This window comes from Niallia oryzisoli (genome assembly GCF_036670025.1).
Lineage (GTDB): Bacteria > Bacillota > Bacilli > Bacillales > Cytobacillaceae > Bacillus_BD > Bacillus_BD oryzisoli.
Map to the genome: position 1 here is coordinate 4,931,309 of NZ_CP137640.1, position 17,349 is coordinate 4,948,657.

Consider the following 17,349-nt stretch of genomic DNA (forward strand, 5'->3'; position numbering starts at 1 on the left):
CAGAAATAATTATTACGACAATATTAAAAAAGGAATCTTTTCTAAACATATTAGAAAAGATTCCTTTTTTTACCAGATCATAAAAGGTATAGATCTACAGCACCCTGTTAATGAAACCATTAACTAAAAATGCACTATAAAATTTCATAAATTAAATAAGCCATAAAGTTTCCAGTCGGAAATTTTATGGCTTAATTCATAATTAAGTATAAGCCACCAACATTGTTATGTATGGTGGAGACGGTGGGAGTCGAACCCACGTCCAAAGATATCGGCACTTAAGCTTCTACGAGTGTAGTCGATATATTTGCATTTCGCCGCACCTTATGCCTATCGACGGGCGTCCGGGCTGGCTAGTCTGATTGTTCTCTTCCTTCATCCTCAGACGGCGGAATCCGGCGTATCCTGCTGAATTTGAGTCCGCTACCTTACCACGCAGGCAATGGAAGGGCGAACAGCTGACTTAAATTAGGCAGCTAAAAGTTGTTTTTGGTTGCCAGTTATAGGCTTTGACGTTTTAACGAGGCCGATCCCCTCGACTCGCAACCTAAGCTCGAACTACCCCTGTCGAATCCGTAGCGTCCCCATATGAGAAAATCGATGATAAATTTAATTATCGAATCGATTCGCGCTAAACGAGCGCTGACGTTCGGAATGCTCAAAGGTCGAGCAAAGATTATTTATCAGCTCCTGCTGACAAGATTTATTATACCATAATTTAAGATGATTTCAATTGTAAGTTACTGGTTTGTCTGCCAGCTTTGTTTACGAACTTTTTTTCCATCTCCGCTAAACCTTAAGTCTGCTTACATCTTCTGTCTTTCACGGAATGCCCGCTCAATATCACGCTTCGCTTCCTTTTTCTTCAGGTCTTCTCGTTTATCATATTTCTTTTTCCCTCGCGCTAAACCGATGAGAATTTTTGCATAGCCATTTTTTAAATAAATCTTTAATGGCACTAACGAGTAGCCGGCTTCTTTTGTTTCACCGATGAGCTTGTTAATTTGCCTGCGATGAAGCAGAAGCTTTCTCGTTCTTTCCGGATCATGATTGTAGCGGTTCCCTTGTTCATATGGACTGATATGCATTCCAATTAAGAATACTTCGCCATTCAGTATCTTTGCGTAGGAATCCTTCAAATTGGCCCTGCCGGCACGAAGAGCTTTGATTTCAGTGCCTTGCAGTACTAGTCCTGCTTCATATGTTTCTTCAATAAAATAGTCATGATACGCTTTTTTGTTTTGCGCAATAACCTTACCTTCACCTTTTGGCATAGAGCTTTTCCCCACTTTCTTTGCTCTATTTTAGCAAAAAATCATGTTCCGAACAAATCAGAACCAGGTTGCGAACCTAGAGAGACATCCAGCTTGATTGCGAAGCCTTCGCAACCTGCTTCCGAATCCGAAAACAGCCGGATGTCCCGTTCTCTTTAACGCTTTTTCTTCCGTTTTGCTTTTGGAGCATTTTCAAAGAATTTTTTATTTCTATTTTTCTTCTTTGCCGCCGGCTTAAACTCGTTAGCTTCCTTGCCGCGGCCATTTCGGCTTCTGCTTCGGCCGCCGCCTTCACCGCCTTCTTTTCCCTTCTGTGGTTTACGGTCGGAGCTGCCTGTTTTAAAGACACGGCCCCCTGCATTTGGATCACGTCTACGCGTGCCCTTCATGCCGACGATTTCAAAATCAATTGAGCGTTCGTCCTTATTCACATTAATGACCCGAACCGTGATTTCATCGCCAATGCGGTACACATTACCGGTCCGCTCACCAATCATCGCAAAATGACGTTCATCGAAGCGGTAATAATCATCTGTCATATAACTGACATGGATCAGACCTTCAATCGTATTTGGAAGCTCGACAAACATGCCGAAATTAGTAACAGAGCTGATAATTCCGTCATACTCCACTCCAATTTTATCTTCCATATACTCGGCTTTCTTCAGCTCATCCGTTTCACGCTCGGCATCAACCGCCCGGCGCTCCATTTTGGAAGAATGCTCAGCGATATCAGGCAGACGCGAATCCCACTTTTCCCTTGTCGCTTGATCCAGCTTACCTTCAATTAAATACGTCCGGATTAAGCGATGAACAATTAAGTCCGGATAACGGCGGATCGGTGAGGTAAAATGCGTATAGAACTCTGTTGACAATCCAAAGTGACCGAGGCTATCCGGATCATATTTCGCCTGCTGCATTGAGCGCAGCATCACCGTTGAAATCACCATTTCCTCCGGCTTGCCCTGTACTTCCTCAATGATTTCCTGCAATGCTCGAGGGTGGACAGAATTAGCTGTTCCCTTCACAATGTAGCCAAAGTTCGTAATAAATTCAAAGAATCGGCGCAGCTTGTCTTCCTTTGGATCCTCGTGAATCCGATAGATAAACGGTACGTCCATCCAGTGAAAATGCTCCGCGATCGTTTCATTGGCCGCCAGCATAAACTCCTCAATTAAACGTTCCCCGACAGAGCGCTCACGAAGCACAACATCTGTTGGTTTGCCTTCATCATCGACGAGCACCTTTGCTTCTTTAAAATCAAAGTCAATCGCCCCGCGATGCTGTCTTTTTCCGTTTAAAATCTTTGCTAATTCATGCATAAGGCGGAACATCGGAACAAGCGGCTCATAACGCTTAATTAATTCTTCGTCCTCATCCACTAAAATCTTATTCACATCAGAATAAGTCATTCTTTCCGTCGTTTTTATGACACTTTGGAAAATATCATGGTTTACAACGGTACCGTCTTCATCAATTTCCATCTCACAGGAAAGAGTTAATCGGTCAACCTTTGGATTTAAGGAACAGATTCCGTTTGATAGACGGTGCGGTATCATCGGAATCACACGGTCTACTAAATAGACACTTGTCCCTCTTTCTGCCGCTTCACGGTCAATCGGAGATTCTTCTGTTACGTAATAGCTGACATCCGCAATATGTACGCCAAGCTTGTAGTTTCCATTATCAAGCTTTGTGACGGTAACGGCATCATCCAAGTCCTTTGCATCTGCCCCATCAATCGTCACGATCGTTTCATTACGCAGATCACGCCGGTTTTTAATCTCTTCTTCGTTAATCGTATCAGGGGTATCATTTGCCTGCTGCAGCACCTCTTCCGGAAACTCTCCCGGCAGTCCATGCTTATGAATAACAGAAAGAATGTCGACACCTGGATCATTTTTATGTCCAAGAATCTGAATGACTTCTCCTTCTGCACTCATCCGGCCTTCTGGATAGACAGTTAATTTGACAACGACTTTATGTCCTTCTACAGCACCGTTAGCTGCTTGTTTTGGAATAAAAATATCCCCGGCAAATTTCTTTTCATCTGGAATGACAAAACCAAAGTTTTTACTCTCTGTATACGTTCCAACAACCGTCTGAACTCCTCTTTCCAGGATTCTGACAACCGTTCCTTCCCTACGCTGACCTGAACTCTCTGATGACACACGGGCAAGGACTGTGTCCCCATGCAGGGCGTTGTTGGTTTCATTAGGTGGAATAAAAATATCATCCATGCCTGGTTCGTCTGGAATCACAAAGGCAAATCCCTTCGCATGCCCGGTAAGTTTTCCACGAATCAGGTTCATTTTTTCCGGCAAACCGTAGCGGTTGCTTCTCGTCCGTACGACAAGCCCCTTTTCTTCCATATAAACAAGAGCTTTGACGAAGTCTTTAAATGTCGAAGAATCCTCTACACCCAATGCCTGCTCTAATTCTTGAACCGTTAACGGCTTGTATGCCTCATCCTTCATATAATGTAATAGCCGGTCAACATGCGGTTTTAACGCATCATCCATCTATATCCCTCCTTTTAGAGAATCGTTTTGTTCATATATGAACTCTTTTTTTAAAAAAAATAATACATATCCTATTACTTATTCTTCCCAATCCAGCCCTTCTAAAAACTGATAAATATCCTCATGGAGCTGGTCTTTTTCTTTATCTAATGTAATGACATGTCCGGATTCTTCATACCATTTTATCTCTTTCTGCACCGATTCTGCTTGATTGTAAATGATATTCGCACTGTTAGTATTGATCATTTGATCATGTCTTGCCTGAACGACAAATAGTGGTGCATAAATCAAATCGATATGTTCACGGACGTCTGCAATTAGATTTTGCAGGGCCTTTAACGTTTTCATCGGTGTCTTTTGAAACTCCGCCATTTGCTTCTCAATTTGCTCTTCCGTTTTTCCTTCTAGTCTCTTATATTCGCGGGCATAGGCAAGGATTCCTTCATACATCACTTCTTCACTTTTGATATAAGCAGGCGCACACAGGGGCACAATTCCTTTTATAGGTACAGTGTATCCTAATTTTAGCGAAAATACCCCGCCAAGTGACAGTCCAGCTACAGCAATTTCGTTATGGCCCTGCCTTTTTAAAAATTCATATCCATTCATGACGTCCTGCCACCAATCCTCGGGCCCGGTATGAACCAATTCCTCCGGTGGTACGCCATGTCCCTTATATAATGGCGCATGGCAGGTGTAGCCTTTTTTTTCAAGGAAGCGGCCAATCATGCGGACATCTGCTGTATTTCCCGTAAATCCATGCAATAATAGAACAGCCCGCTTTCCCATTCCAAACGTAAATGGTTTTGGTGCAATAATTTTCATGTATAATACTCCTCTATTGATAAACTAAGCAATATTAGTTTTAACAAATGATTCTAGAACATGCCAGTATTCTGTTTGAACTGAAAAGCGCAAGCGCCTGATCAGCCTTTAGGCTGCAATAAGACGCGCCTGAATAGAAGGCGTTCTTTGCCTTCAATTCAGGCGTGGCTAGACTTACGGGGCTAGGCGCTGGAGCTAGACAAATACAGTAAAAAGCCTGACCAAACGGCCAGGCTTTTTACTGTATTAAAGACCAAAATAAGCGACGGCGATTGCTAATCCAAAGAATAAGACAGATAACACGATTGTCATTCGCTGAAGAACCAAGTCAAGACCGCGAGCTTTTTGTTTACCAAATAACTGCTCTGCTCCACCGGAAATGGCTCCTGATAAACCGGCGCTTTTACCTGATTGAAGAAGAACGACAACAATGAGAGCGATTGAGACAATCACTAGTAATGTAATTAAAATAGTATGAAGCATAATAGAAACCTCCTGAAAACGCCCTTTTACAATATTTCTATTTTATCATACTATCCGAATGGAACCAAATCTTTTCATAAAAATAAAAGATATAAAATATAAGGATAGAAAGATCTATCCTTTGCTAGGAAGAATCTCTTATAAAAATGAAAACATTTTATTTGAGCTTAATGCTACTTCAGTCTCTTTCGATACGAATTGCCTGAATCGTTTCACAATCCACAATCAGTGTAGAGCCAGGTTCGGTCACAGGATCCGTAAAGAATGCACAACATGTTCTTTCATTTAAGTTAATAAACACTACATCTTCCAACACTACTCCACCAGATAAAAACACATCTACTTCTGTACCCGTTTGTAAAGTTCTTAATTGATCACAAACACATCCCTGACATCTGCTTGTAGAAGTCTCTTCGACGCCCATTAACTCACCAGGGCGAAAACCTATAAATCTCTCATCGCTCATAAAGCAAATTCTCCCTTCATTCAATTAATAATAATATCTAGCTATATACTTTATGATTGGAGAGTAAAAAGAGATTGGACAAACAATACATGTCAGAGACACATTTTGCAGATGAAGGGGGAATCTCCATTTTCCATCAATTTTTTATTATAAGTCTTTGTTAAATAATATTGTTGAATTTTGACTCAGCTTAGCTGAAATGTACATTTCACGCGGATGAGTCAAAAATCTAGCAAATCAACATATTTCTTTAACAAAGCCTATTATAAAAAAACCTCCCATTCATGTGAATTTATCACACAAATAGGAGGTTATTGCCTTTTTCACTTAAATTGATTACTTCTTTAAGTTATAGAAAGACTTTAAACCAGCATATACAGCTTGCTCGCCAAGTTCGTCTTCGATGCGAAGTAATTGGTTGTATTTTGCGATACGGTCTGTACGAGACATAGAACCTGTTTTGATTTGACCAGCGTTTGTTGCAACAGCGATGTCTGCAATTGTTGCATCTTCTGTTTCACCAGAGCGGTGAGAAACAACTGCTGTGTAACCTGCGCGCTTTGCCATTTCGATTGCATCAAATGTTTCAGTTAATGTACCGATTTGGTTAACTTTGATTAGGATGGAGTTGCCTACGCCTTTTTCGATACCTTCAGCTAATTTCTTTGTATTTGTTACAAATAGGTCATCCCCAACAAGCTGAACTTTTGTACCAAGACGATCTGTTAAAAGCTTGTGGCCTTCCCAGTCGTTTTCATCTAAACCATCTTCAATAGAGATGATAGGGAATTCGTTGCAAAGCTCATCATAGAATGCAACCATTTCTTCAGATGATAAGCCTGTACGGCCTTCCCCAGCAAGATCATATTTACCAGTTTCTTTGTTAAAGAACTCAGAAGAAGCAACGTCCATGCCTAGGAATACGTCTTTTCCTGGCTCATAGCCTGCAGCTTTGATAGCTTCAATGATTACTTCTAATGCTTCGCGGTTAGAACCAAGGTTTGGAGCGAATCCACCTTCGTCGCCAACTGCTGTGTTAAGCCCTTTGCTTGAAAGAACTTTCTTCAATGAATGGAATACTTCCGCACCCATACGGATAGCTTCTTTGAAAGTAGGAGCACCGACAGGAAGAATCATGAACTCTTGGAAGTCTACGTTGTTATCAGCGTGCGATCCACCGTTAATGATGTTCATCATTGGTGTTGGAAGCTGCTTCGCGTTTACACCGCCAAAATAACGGTATAAAGGAAGACCTACTGATTCAGCAGCAGCGTGTGCACAAGCCATAGATACACCAAGGATTGCGTTTGCACCTAATTTTCCTTTATTTTCAGTACCATCTAATTCGATCATCGCACGGTCGATACCAACTTGGTCCGTAACATCCATACCGATGATTTCTTCAGCGATTACTTCGTTTACATTTTCAACTGCTTTAAGAACACCTTTTCCAAGGTAACGAGATTTGTCTCCATCGCGTAGTTCAACAGCTTCATATTCACCAGTTGAAGCACCAGAAGGAACTAGAGCACGTCCAAAAAAGCCGGACTCTGTTAATACTTCCACTTCAACTGTTGGATTACCGCGGGAATCAAGTACTTCACGAGCATAAACATGTTGGATATATGGCATAGAAAATCTCTCCTTTAAAATAAATAGTTTATATTAATAGTTATAAACTTACGCTTTAATAATCGTAGTTCCAGTCATTTCAGCCGGTTTTTCAACACCTAATAGATCAAGCATTGTTGGTGCAAGGTCAGCTAAAATACCGCCATCACGAATGGTTACGCCTTCTTTTGTCACAATTACCGGAACTGGATTTGTTGTATGAGCTGTCATTGGCTTATCGTCAAGCGTGATAACTTCATCTGCATTTCCGTGGTCAGCTGTGATGATCGCGTAACCGCCTTTTGCAAGAATCGCATCTACCACTTTGCCTAAACATTCATCAACCGTTTCAACCGCTTTAATGGTTGGCTCGAGCATGCCTGAGTGACCGACCATATCAGGGTTGGCAAAGTTTAAAATAATCGCATCGAACTTATCTGCTTCGATTTCTTTTAAAAGAGCATCCGTCACTTCATAAGCGCTCATCTCAGGCTGCAAATCATATGTAGCTACCTTTGGTGAATTAATTAAAATCCGCTCTTCACCAGGGAATTTATCTTCACGACCGCCGCTTAAGAAGAACGTAACATGAGGATATTTCTCTGTTTCGGCAATTCGCAGCTGTGCTAAATTATTTTGCGACAGTACTTCACCAAGTGTGTTGTCTAGGTTAGTTGGTTTGAAAGCAACATAGCCGTTAACTGATTCGCTGAAATGGGTTAAGCAAACGAAATGCAACGGACTTGGATGCTTTGGACCGCGGTCAAATGAACGGAAATCTTCATTTGTGAATGTGTTTGAAATTTGGATTGCACGGTCTGGACGGAAATTATAGAAAATAACCGCATCATTGTTTTGAATCGTTGCAACCGGCTCGCCATTTTCCTTTGTAATAACAGAAGGAAGAACAAACTCATCATAAATGCCGTTTTCATAGCTGTCTTTCACAAGGTCTAAAGGATCGGTATATGATGGACCTTCTCCATACACCATGGCACGGTAGCATTTTTCAACACGCTCCCAGCGCTTATCACGGTCCATTGAATAGTAGCGGCCTGAAATCGTTGCAAATTCACCAACGCCGTATTCCTTCATTTTTTCCAATGAATCTTTAATATAGATTTCAGCTGTTTGCGGGCCTACATCACGTCCGTCTAAAAAGCCGTGTACATAGACTTTCTTTAGACCGTGGTCTGCTGCAAGACGTAATAAAGCATACATATGTGTAATATGGCTGTGTACGCCTCCGTCAGATAGCAAACCGAATAAATGAAGCGCAGAATCATGCTGCTTGACATGGTTTACGGCATCAAGGAAGGTTTGATTCTTTTCAAATTCCCCTTCACGAATCGCAATATTTACTCGTGTAAAGTTTTGGTAAACGATCCGGCCTGCACCAATGTTCATGTGGCCAACTTCGGAATTTCCCATTTGACCATTAGGAAGCCCGACAGATTCACCGCTTGCGCCTAAATGATTATGTGGGAACTGCTTCCAATAACGGTCGAAATTTGGTTTCTTCGCCTGGGCAACCGCATTCCCTTTTTTCTCATCTCTGCAGCCAAAACCGTCTAAAATAATGATTGCAACAGGTGCTTTAGTCATTCTTTCCACCCTCCAACAATTGAAGGAAAGAAGCTGGTTCTAAGCTTGCGCCTCCGACTAAGGCTCCGTCGATGTCTGTTTCAGACATATATTCCTTAATATTTTCCGGCTTCACACTGCCGCCGTATTGAATGCGGATCGCTTCCGCAACATCTTGAGAAAATTGCTCTGAAACAACGGAACGAATATGAGCGCATACTTCGTTCGCATCCTGTGCAGTAGAAGATTTTCCTGTTCCAATGGCCCAGATTGGTTCATATGCAATAACAACCTGTTTTGCCTGCTCAGCTGATAGACCATTTAGAGCCTTTTGAACCTGAGAAGCAACGAACTCATTTGTTACGCCGCTTTCACGCTGTTCTAAAGTTTCGCCGCAACATACAATTGGAATTAAATGGTGTTTGAAAGCAGCCAATACCTTTTGATTAACAGACTCATCTGTTTCATTAAACATTTCACGACGTTCAGAGTGACCAAGAATCACATACTGTACACCAAGGTCAGCTAAGGCAGCAGGGCTGATTTCACCTGTAAAAGCGCCTTTATCTTCAAAGTGCATATTTTGTGCACAAATTTTTACATCTGTATTATTCGCTAATTCCACTAAACTGCTCAAAAATAAAGCTGGAGCACATACAACGGACTCTACTTTATCATTTGTTGGAACAGCATTTTTTATTTCTTCCAAAAAGCTTTTAGCTTCAGGAAGTGTCTTATGCATTTTCCAGTTTCCTGCAATAATCGGTTTACGCATACATTAACATCCCTTTCAATACTTTAAAAAGCTTCTTTGTGGTTTATTTATCATTAAGTGCGACAACTCCTGGAAGTTCTTTTCCTTCCATGAATTCCAATGAGGCACCGCCGCCAGTGGAAATATGACTCATTTGATCTGCAAGGTTGAACTTTTCTACTGCAGCAGCTGAATCACCGCCGCCGATAATCGAATATGTATCCTTCGATTCTGCTAAGCTTTCCGCAACTGCTTTTGTTCCATTAGCAAATTTATCGATTTCAAAAACGCCCATTGGTCCATTCCAAATGACAAGTTTCGACTTTTTGATGACATCACGATACAGCTCAGCCGTTTTCGGACCGATATCGAGCGCTTCCCAATCTGCTGGGATATCTTCAATTGAAACATTTTTTGTATTCGCATCTGCACCAAACTTGTCAGCAACAACCGCATCAACCGGCATATAGAAGTTTACGCCCTTCTCTTTTGCCTTTTCCATAAAGGATTTTGCCAGCTCAATTTTATCTTCTTCTAATAGCGAATTGCCGACTTCATGACCTTGTGCTTTAACAAATGTATAAGCAAGTCCGCCGCCGATAATTAGATTATCCACTTTATCTAAAAGATTATCGATTACACCGATCTTATCTTTTACTTTTGCACCGCCAATGATCGCTGTAAATGGACGTTCAGGATTGGAAAGAGCTTTTCCGATTACTTCTAACTCTTTGTCCATTAAAAATCCGGAAACAGCTGGAAGATGGTGAGCAATTCCCTCTGTGGATGCATGAGCACGGTGAGCAGCACCAAACGCATCATTTACGTATATATCTGCTAAGTCCGCAAATGCCTTCGCTAATTCTGGATCATTTTTCTCTTCGCCAGGATAGAAACGAACGTTTTCAAGAAGGAGAACATCGCCTTCATTCATTTCAGCAATTAACGCTTTCACTGCATCTCCGTATGCTTCGTTCGCTTTTTTTACATCCTTGCCTAAAAGCTCTGACAGTCTCTTGGCAACTGATGTAAGGCGAAGCTCCTCCACGACTTGTCCTTTTGGACGTCCTAAGTGGCTGGCAAGAATGACTTTCGCTCCTTGCTCCTGCAGGTACTGGATCGTTGGAAGCGCCGCACGAATACGAGTTTCATCTGTGATTTGTCCATCCTGCATTGGCACGTTAAAATCAACGCGGCAAAATACTCTTTTCCCTTTTAAATCAATATCTTTTACGCTCTTTTTATTCAACGAAAAGATCCTCCTTTAAGATCTAAGTATAGAAAAGCGATTTTAAGTGCGGCGGGTACAAATGGTTAGGTTTTCCTAAACCTCATAAATTAATGCTTTATCCCCTTCCGCATAAAAAAAGGAGTAGGGAATGTTCCCCCTCCCCTGTGATACCCTTAACCATTATAGACGTTCGTTGGAAAATTTTCCATTAGTTTATTAAACGAACATTATAATTATTTTCACAATTAGAAAAGTAAAAAGTAGAAAAGGCGCCCGCATATGGCCTCGGGCCGAGGGCGCCTCGGGTCAATTAAAGTCCCTTTTTCGCAATATAATCAACTAAGTCAACAACACGAGTTGAGTAACCAGTTTCATTGTCATACCAAGAGATAACTTTAACCATATTTCCTTCCATGACCATTGTAGATAGTCCATCAACAGAAGAAGAATGTGGGTCACCGTTATAGTCTCTAGAAACTAATGGCTCGTCACTGTATTGTAATATTCCTTGTAATTCGCCTTCAGCTGCTGCTTTTAATGCTGCATTCACTTCTTCAGCAGTTACTTCTTTTTCAAGCTCAGCAACAAGGTCAACTAATGAAACGTTTGGAGTTGGTACGCGAACAGCCATACCGTTCAATTTACCTTTTAATTCTGGTAATACTAAAGCAACCGCTTTTGCTGCACCAGTTGTTGTCGGAATCATGTTTTCAGCCGCTGCACGTGCACGACGGTAGTCCTTGTGAGGTAAGTCAAGTATTTGCTGGTCGTTCGTGTATGAGTGAATGGTTGTCATCATTCCACGCTTAATTCCAAATTGGCTATGTAATACTTTAGCAAATGGAGCTAAGCAGTTTGTTGTACATGATGCATTTGATAACACATGGTGGCTTGCTGGATCATATTGATCTTCGTTAACACCCATTACAATTGTTAGATCTTCATTTGATGCCGGAGCAGAGATAATAACCTTTTTTGCACCTGCTTCAAGGTGTTTTGCTGCATCTTCACGCTTTGTGAAACGGCCAGTTGATTCAACTACTACATCAATTCCAAGATCTCCCCAGCCAAGATTTGCAGGATCGCGTTCAGCTTTTACAATAATTTCTGTGCCATTTACCACTAAGTTATTGCCATTTACAGATACTTCTACATTTAATTTACCATGAACTGTATCATACTTTAAAAGGTGGGCAAGCATTTTTGCATCAGTTAAATCGTTAACTGCCACTATTTCTACATTCGGATTATTTAATGCTGCACGGAATACATTACGTCCGATTCTTCCAAAACCATTAATACCAACTTTTACTGTCATTTTTATTTCCTCCTTTAATTAGATAAGGATTATTTATAAAATTATTTATTAAAAGGATTTACCCTTGTAACAACTTTGTTGCTGCAGCCTCATCTGTTATTAAAACTGTTGTTTCCGGAGCCCGCTTCATATAAGCGCGAATAGCTTTTGCCTTTGAAGCACCACCTGCTATCGCAATGACATGACTGACATTATTAAGGTCCTTCAGTTGCATTCCAATTGTTTGAACCTTGTGAACAACCTCTCCAGCCTCATCGAAATAATAGCCAAATGCTTCACCGACCGCTTCGGACTTCTCTAATTTCTGAATGTCCTCCGCACTCGTCTTCCGGCGTTTAGCCATAGTTATAGCATCCCCAATCCCATGCAAAACCATGTTAGCTGATTTAATCAAGTGTAAAACCTCATTAATCTCTGGTTCCTTTATCATGGATTGATACATTTCATCACTCACTTGATCGGGTACATAAAGGACACGGTGCTTCGAGCCTGTCTTTTCTGCCATTTTGGAACAAATGGTATTGGCTTGATTTTTAACATCTTCACCAATGCCGCCTCGAGCAGGGACAAATAATAAATCATGCTCTTGTGACTTTGGAGTCATCATGTCAGCAACTGCAGCCATTGTTGTACCCCCTGTTACTGCGATGATATTTTCCCCTGATAAATTATTATTTATGCTTGCAACGCAGGCTTTTCCAAGTTCATCCTTGACCCAGGGAGATTCTTCACTGTCACCGGCTACGATGATGACTTTCTTGATTCCAAGCAATCGCTTTAGGTCGGATTCCATTTCGTCAATCCCCATAATTTCACGGATATGGCCTTGAAGTTCTTCCACCAGTTCTTTTCCACTTTCTGTCAAGCTCATGCCTGCTGATGTACTGAAAAGTAACTTTTGCTGTTTAAGAAAGTCAACCTCGCTTCTTAACACTCTTTCCGTTAGTCCAAGTGAGGCCGCAAGACTTCTCCGGCCGACCGGTTCCATGGCTCCGATAAAACGAAGGATTTGGAATCGTTTTTGGATAATCGATAGCAGATCAGGTAATAATCTTTTTTGTAATTGAATTATTGATTTCATTATATGTAGCTCCTTCACAGTTGGTCACAAACAGTCCACGTTAGACATATTATGTCCCACCTAGTACAAAAAAAATTACCCTGCAGAAGTAATTCTAACAGGTATGTTTTACTAATTCAATAGAAATTTATTAATTATTTTTCTGAAAACGCTTTATACAGAGCGTTTTTATCTATTTGTCCATATTGAACCTCTTCCCCGTCCAATAATACAACCGGGATCATTAATCCATACTGTTCCGTCCATTCATCCCGCTCATCGATATCACATTCCTCATAATCAAAATGAAATTGTGATTGTAATTCTAAAATAATTTCCTTTGCTGTTTGGCATAAATGACAGCCATTTCTTGTAAATAAAGTTACTGTTGTCATAAATCTACATCCTTTTCAAGTATTAAAATCGTTTTCTTTTCGAAGAAGCTGGAATCCCAAGTTGATCTCTATATTTGGCAATTGTTCTTCTTGACACAACGATTCCTTTTTTCTCCTCTAACATAAGTGCTAAATCTTGATCGGAAAGCGGCTTTTGCTTATCCTCCTGCTCAATCAACTGAGAGATTTCATTTTTCACCTGTACGGAAGAGGTATCCTGATCATTGGTTGTTTTTATTGTACTAGAAAAAAGCGATTTCAACTCAATCGTACCAAAAGGTGTTTGCGCATATTTTTCTCTGACCGCCCGGCTTACCGTTGATTCATGAATCTCCAATTCTTCGGAAATTTCCTTCATTGTCATCGGCCTTAAGCGATCTTTTCCGTAAATAAAAAATTCCGGCTGTTTCTCAATCATTTTTAGTGCCACTTTTAATAACGTTTCTTTACGCTGCTCAATGCTTCGTAAAATCCATTGAACATCCTGCTCCTTTTCCTGCAAAAAGCGTTTCACCTTTGTATCGCCGTTTGAGAAAAACTTGTGATAATATTTTTCGTTAAACTGTATTTTCGGAAGTGCTTCATCAAACATATGAACAGAAAAAGCTTCACCATCCCATTTAATCATGAGATCGGGAATTATATAGCTTGAAGGTTCAGCGTAAAAATCAGAACCCGGCCTTGGGTTTAACGATTGGACATAATCAGAGACTTCCTGGATTTGCTTCAATTCAATATTAAGCTGCTTGGCGATTATTTTCCACTTCTTTTCAGCAAACAAAAGAAAGTAGTCAGAAAGAATCGTATAGGCCAATTTATCGATCTCGCTGCTCTGGTTAATTTGCAGGAGCAGGCATTCTTGTAAATTTCTAGCCCCGACACCAAAGGGTTCAAGCCCTTGAATGACCTGTAAAGCTTCTTCTGCCTTGTGCAGTGAAATAGACAAAATTGTGGCTACTTCATCTAGACTAATATGTAAGTAACCGTTTTCATCCATGCTATATATTAAAAAAGCGATTGTTTTTTTCAGATGATCGTCGTATGAACGTACATCCATCTGCGAAAACAGATATTCTGCTAATGTTGTTTCTTTTTTCGCTACCTGCTCCAACCAGTTCTGTTTATCATCACGTGATGCTTTTTTGACCTTTTTTCTTGAATCATATCGGGGGTCCATGGTTTGTGTGCTCCCGGCTTCAATATGCAGAAGCGGATTTTCGATTGCCTTATTTTCGAGAAATTCAATCAATTCTTGGTTGGAATACTGTAACAAGGCAATCGCCTGGGTTAATTCCTGTGTCATGGCTAATTTCATCGTTTGCTGTTGCCATAACCCTGCCTTCATACTCATGAACATCACCTCTTTATTAATTTTACAATAAGAACCTTTATTCGTGAATCGATTTTATTAATTAAAAATACTACTATAATTATAGTTTTATGCTAGAAATTAACAATGAAATATTTAAAAAGATACTTGCAAAGAAATTTGTCTTGTCATATAATAAAAAGGCGTTGTTTTAATGCATCATTATTTTGCCCTCGTGGTGCAACGGATAGCACGTGAGATTCCGGTTCTTAAGATGTGGGTTCGATTCCTGCCGAGGGCGCTAATAAATCATTGGTATCACTGCGTTTAATAAACGTGGTGATATTTTTTTATGTCCATTTTTAATGGCTACTGTTCAAACATAAATACCACGCTTATATACCACGAACCTTCCTAATTAATATGAAGGAGGTTTTCCCCATTTCAAAACGTAGAAACTCCGTAACCAATTCAAAAACTATTCAAGCACTTGAAACCATTTCTCGTGAGGATTCACAGCAAACATCATCATTTCAAAATGCCACCACAGAATTTTTAAAGCACTGTCGAATAAAAGGACTATCTCCTGCTACCGTAAAATTTTTCGACAAAGAGCTCAAACAAATGAAACGAGCATTAACAGAAATAAATGTTCCACTTTCAGATGTACGGAAAATCAAAACACCACATATTGAAAACTTTATCGAGTATCAGCAAAGTTAGGTCGTGCTACAAATACGATTAATCCACGTTTAAGGGCTAGGAGAACATTTTTCGGCTTCTGTCGCGAAAAAAGTATATAGATGCCAATCCTTTCGAAACCGATTCACAACTTCGGAAGCGCCGTGAAGTAGGACCGACTTTTAGCAAGAAACAATTAAAGCGATTATTCGATGCTCCAGACACGACTAAATTTGTTGGCTTGCGTGATTTAACCAACGTATACAAGACATCAGCTTTGATGGTAAAGGAGAATGCAAAAGAAACGTTACGCTCGTAGAATACAGCTTACTAAACGATTAAAAACAAAAAATAAGATGGGAGCTCCGTTAGGAACCCCCTGGTAAAATGAGAATTTTATATCCTATTCAACATGGTAGCCTGAATAAGGATAAAAGTTATCTAATTGCAAAACTTGAAGAAAGTACTGCCATTTTGACAACCTATTTACAAGCTTCCAACAAGCCATATTTCCAAAATTCCTCTTAAATAAAAAAAGGATGAACCAATGTCAGCCTAACTTATTCCAGTATTGTTGATTCCAAGTCATCGATGACCCAAAGCAGGGATTTTCAACACCATAAAACATGTGTAGCATCATCGGAGGTCCAGGTGGAGGGGGACCCGGCGGGGGCCAAGGTGGAACCGGTCCGAATGGTGGAAATATATGAATCGGAATCGGAATTACCCAACAACGACGTGCAAATACACTTAACCTGGCTTTTTCACATTGTTCCTTATTGATAGTAGGATTTGAACCTACACCTCCTACAAACATTAAATTATTTGGATCATTATCGTGAAATCCGTCTGGGGTAGCCGTGGTGCTTGGATTAGTTAAGGTTAGATTATTTGGATTTAAGAATAAAGTATGCCCTAATTCGTGTGCTAAAACAAATCGTGTAAAAGTCACATCTGGATGTGCATCGTTAGTAAGTATAATAGATGGTCTCGGCCCCCCTTCCGTTAGAGGTAAAGGGTAGGGGGAAACTCCATTTGCGCCGTCACTAAATCTTTTTCCATCTACATAGTAAATAACAATCTTATATCTACCTGGGTATAAAGGTCTAATCGATAACATATTAAGTATTTCTGGAGGATTACTGGAGGTAAAAACCCCATTGCCAACAAATTTTTCAACATTCACTGATCGGATTGTCAAAATTCCTTTTAAGCTAAAATGAATTCTACATGTCTTCCATACTTCGTTAGCCGCTTCAATATCCCGTTGAATTCTGTTATTGCTTACATTCCCACCAGCAATAACCACCCATAAATCTACGCATAAAGGGTCCACAATGAACCCCCTTCCCATTTAGTTTTTATATAATACGGAAAACGCACAATAAAATGTGGGCTATGTATTTTTTTTTCAATTTTGTACTACCCTATTTTTCTTTTAATAATTACACACACTAAAAAATCAGTATTGAAAACAAATTTGTGCTTTATTTGAATAAAGTGTTCTATGTCCTAATTGTTCCTTTTGTTTTTGAAAATGGCAGACAACATTATTCAGGTTATCATTTTGAATTGTATTGACATTACCAGCAATATAAATTATCTTTTGGTTAATTTCGGGTTCGTCTTTTGCGTAAATAACATGCAGTGATTTTAGTTGAAATCAACTTAACCATTGATATAGAAGTGTTTCTCGAAGGTTCGCTCATGGAGGACGACAACGGATAGCACGTGAGATTCCGGTTCTTAAGATGTGGGTTCGATTCCTGCCGAGGGCGTACTAAAAACCTCTTATCTATTTTAGATAGGAGGTTTTCTTATTGTGCCTTTAACGTC

The 17,349-nt window shown here is 40.2% G+C and carries 15 protein-coding genes, 1 tRNA gene and 1 other RNA gene; 2 read left to right on the top strand and 15 right to left on the bottom strand.

The annotated features are described in order from the left end of the window. Positions 1-232: 232 nt before the first annotated feature. From ssrA to rpoN, 14 genes are all read right to left on the bottom strand, one after another. Positions 233-586: a transfer-messenger RNA gene (ssrA, locus tag R4Z09_RS24745) on the bottom strand. 220 nt (positions 587-806) lie between these two features. After that, a complete protein-coding gene (gene smpB, locus R4Z09_RS24750; RefSeq protein WP_338449356.1) occupies positions 807-1,274 on the bottom strand; it encodes an SsrA-binding protein SmpB in 468 nt (155 codons plus the stop codon). A gap of 155 nt (positions 1,275-1,429) precedes the next feature. Further along, positions 1,430-3,796: a ribonuclease R gene (gene rnr / locus R4Z09_RS24755; RefSeq protein ID WP_338449357.1), complete on the bottom strand. Its 2,367-nt coding sequence runs from the start codon at positions 3,794-3,796 to the stop codon at positions 1,430-1,432. 78 nt (positions 3,797-3,874) lie between these two features. Further along, entirely contained in the window at positions 3,875-4,621 is a 747-nt protein-coding gene (locus R4Z09_RS24760; protein ID WP_338449358.1) for a carboxylesterase, read from the bottom strand. Between the two features lie 246 nt (positions 4,622-4,867). Then, positions 4,868-5,104, bottom strand: coding sequence for a preprotein translocase subunit SecG (secG, locus tag R4Z09_RS24765; RefSeq protein WP_338449359.1), 237 nt, complete (start codon positions 5,102-5,104; stop codon positions 4,868-4,870). 178 nt (positions 5,105-5,282) lie between these two features. After that, positions 5,283-5,528, bottom strand: coding sequence for a hydrolase (locus R4Z09_RS24770; RefSeq protein WP_338453349.1), 246 nt, complete (start codon positions 5,526-5,528; stop codon positions 5,283-5,285). 378 nt (positions 5,529-5,906) lie between these two features. After that, positions 5,907-7,202: a phosphopyruvate hydratase gene (eno, locus tag R4Z09_RS24775; RefSeq protein ID WP_338449360.1), complete on the bottom strand. Its 1,296-nt coding sequence runs from the start codon at positions 7,200-7,202 to the stop codon at positions 5,907-5,909. A gap of 48 nt (positions 7,203-7,250) precedes the next feature. Beyond that, positions 7,251-8,786: a 2,3-bisphosphoglycerate-independent phosphoglycerate mutase gene (gpmI, locus tag R4Z09_RS24780; RefSeq protein ID WP_338449361.1), complete on the bottom strand. Its 1,536-nt coding sequence runs from the start codon at positions 8,784-8,786 to the stop codon at positions 7,251-7,253. Further along, on the bottom strand, positions 8,779-9,540 hold the full coding sequence (gene tpiA, locus R4Z09_RS24785) for a triose-phosphate isomerase (RefSeq protein WP_338449362.1): 762 nt from the start codon (positions 9,538-9,540) through the stop codon (positions 8,779-8,781). Before tpiA ends, gpmI begins: the two co-directional genes overlap by 8 nt. A 43-nt stretch (positions 9,541-9,583) precedes the next feature. Continuing rightward, positions 9,584-10,768, bottom strand: a complete 1,185-nt coding sequence (locus tag R4Z09_RS24790) for a phosphoglycerate kinase (RefSeq protein ID WP_338449363.1) — start codon at positions 10,766-10,768, stop codon at positions 9,584-9,586. Positions 10,769-11,060: 292 nt separating this feature from the next. Further along, complete coding sequence (gap, locus tag R4Z09_RS24795; protein WP_338449364.1) at positions 11,061-12,068, bottom strand: type I glyceraldehyde-3-phosphate dehydrogenase; 1,008 nt, start codon at positions 12,066-12,068, stop codon at positions 11,061-11,063. 58 nt (positions 12,069-12,126) lie between these two features. Beyond that, positions 12,127-13,149: a sugar-binding transcriptional regulator gene (locus R4Z09_RS24800; protein WP_338449365.1), complete on the bottom strand. Its 1,023-nt coding sequence runs from the start codon at positions 13,147-13,149 to the stop codon at positions 12,127-12,129. 134 nt (positions 13,150-13,283) lie between these two features. Beyond that, positions 13,284-13,523 (bottom strand): glutaredoxin family protein, encoded by a 240-nt coding sequence (locus R4Z09_RS24805; protein ID WP_338449366.1) that lies wholly within the window; start codon positions 13,521-13,523, stop codon positions 13,284-13,286. A gap of 22 nt (positions 13,524-13,545) precedes the next feature. After that, on the bottom strand, positions 13,546-14,874 hold the full coding sequence (gene rpoN, locus R4Z09_RS24810) for an RNA polymerase factor sigma-54 (RefSeq protein WP_338449367.1): 1,329 nt from the start codon (positions 14,872-14,874) through the stop codon (positions 13,546-13,548). Between the two features lie 187 nt (positions 14,875-15,061). Here rpoN and R4Z09_RS24815 point away from each other — a divergent pair. Together R4Z09_RS24815 and R4Z09_RS24820 are read left to right on the top strand one after the other, a co-directional pair. Further along, positions 15,062-15,133, top strand: a tRNA-Arg gene (locus tag R4Z09_RS24815). Between the two features lie 122 nt (positions 15,134-15,255). Then, positions 15,256-15,555 carry a phage integrase N-terminal domain-containing protein gene (locus R4Z09_RS24820; protein ID WP_338449368.1) on the top strand — a complete coding sequence of 100 codons (300 nt, stop codon included), beginning with the start codon at positions 15,256-15,258 and terminating at the stop codon, positions 15,553-15,555. Between the two features lie 508 nt (positions 15,556-16,063). On the opposite strand, the gene R4Z09_RS24825 is transcribed toward R4Z09_RS24820, so the two are convergent. Next, positions 16,064-16,849 carry a hypothetical protein gene (locus R4Z09_RS24825; RefSeq protein ID WP_338449369.1) on the bottom strand — a complete coding sequence of 262 codons (786 nt, stop codon included), beginning with the start codon at positions 16,847-16,849 and terminating at the stop codon, positions 16,064-16,066. Between the last annotated feature and the right edge of the window lie 500 nt (positions 16,850-17,349).

What these genes read in the sequence shown, in the direction of transcription:
- R4Z09_RS24805 (WP_338449366.1), bottom strand. Translation starts at nt 13,523, where the DNA reads ATGACAACAGTAACTTTATTTACAAGAAATGGCTGTCATTTATGCCAA.
- R4Z09_RS24770 (WP_338453349.1), bottom strand. Translation starts at nt 5,528, where the DNA reads ATGGGCGTCGAAGAGACTTCTACAAGCAGATGTCAGGGATGTGTTTGT.
- tpiA (WP_338449362.1), bottom strand. Translation starts at nt 9,540, where the DNA reads ATGCGTAAACCGATTATTGCAGGAAACTGGAAAATGCATAAGACACTT.
- R4Z09_RS24760 (WP_338449358.1), bottom strand. Translation starts at nt 4,621, where the DNA reads ATGAAAATTATTGCACCAAAACCATTTACGTTTGGAATGGGAAAGCGG.
- R4Z09_RS24800 (WP_338449365.1), bottom strand. Translation starts at nt 13,149, where the DNA reads ATGAAATCAATAATTCAATTACAAAAAAGATTATTACCTGATCTGCTA.
- rpoN (WP_338449367.1), bottom strand. Translation starts at nt 14,874, where the DNA reads ATGAGTATGAAGGCAGGGTTATGGCAACAGCAAACGATGAAATTAGCC.
- gpmI (WP_338449361.1), bottom strand. Translation starts at nt 8,786, where the DNA reads ATGACTAAAGCACCTGTTGCAATCATTATTTTAGACGGTTTTGGCTGC.
- rnr (WP_338449357.1), bottom strand. Translation starts at nt 3,796, where the DNA reads ATGGATGATGCGTTAAAACCGCATGTTGACCGGCTATTACATTATATG.
- eno (WP_338449360.1), bottom strand. Translation starts at nt 7,202, where the DNA reads ATGCCATATATCCAACATGTTTATGCTCGTGAAGTACTTGATTCCCGC.
- smpB (WP_338449356.1), bottom strand. Translation starts at nt 1,274, where the DNA reads ATGCCAAAAGGTGAAGGTAAGGTTATTGCGCAAAACAAAAAAGCGTAT.
- secG (WP_338449359.1), bottom strand. Translation starts at nt 5,104, where the DNA reads ATGCTTCATACTATTTTAATTACATTACTAGTGATTGTCTCAATCGCT.
- R4Z09_RS24820 (WP_338449368.1), top strand. Translation starts at nt 15,256, where the DNA reads ATGAAGGAGGTTTTCCCCATTTCAAAACGTAGAAACTCCGTAACCAAT.
- gap (WP_338449364.1), bottom strand. Translation starts at nt 12,068, where the DNA reads ATGACAGTAAAAGTTGGTATTAATGGTTTTGGAAGAATCGGACGTAAT.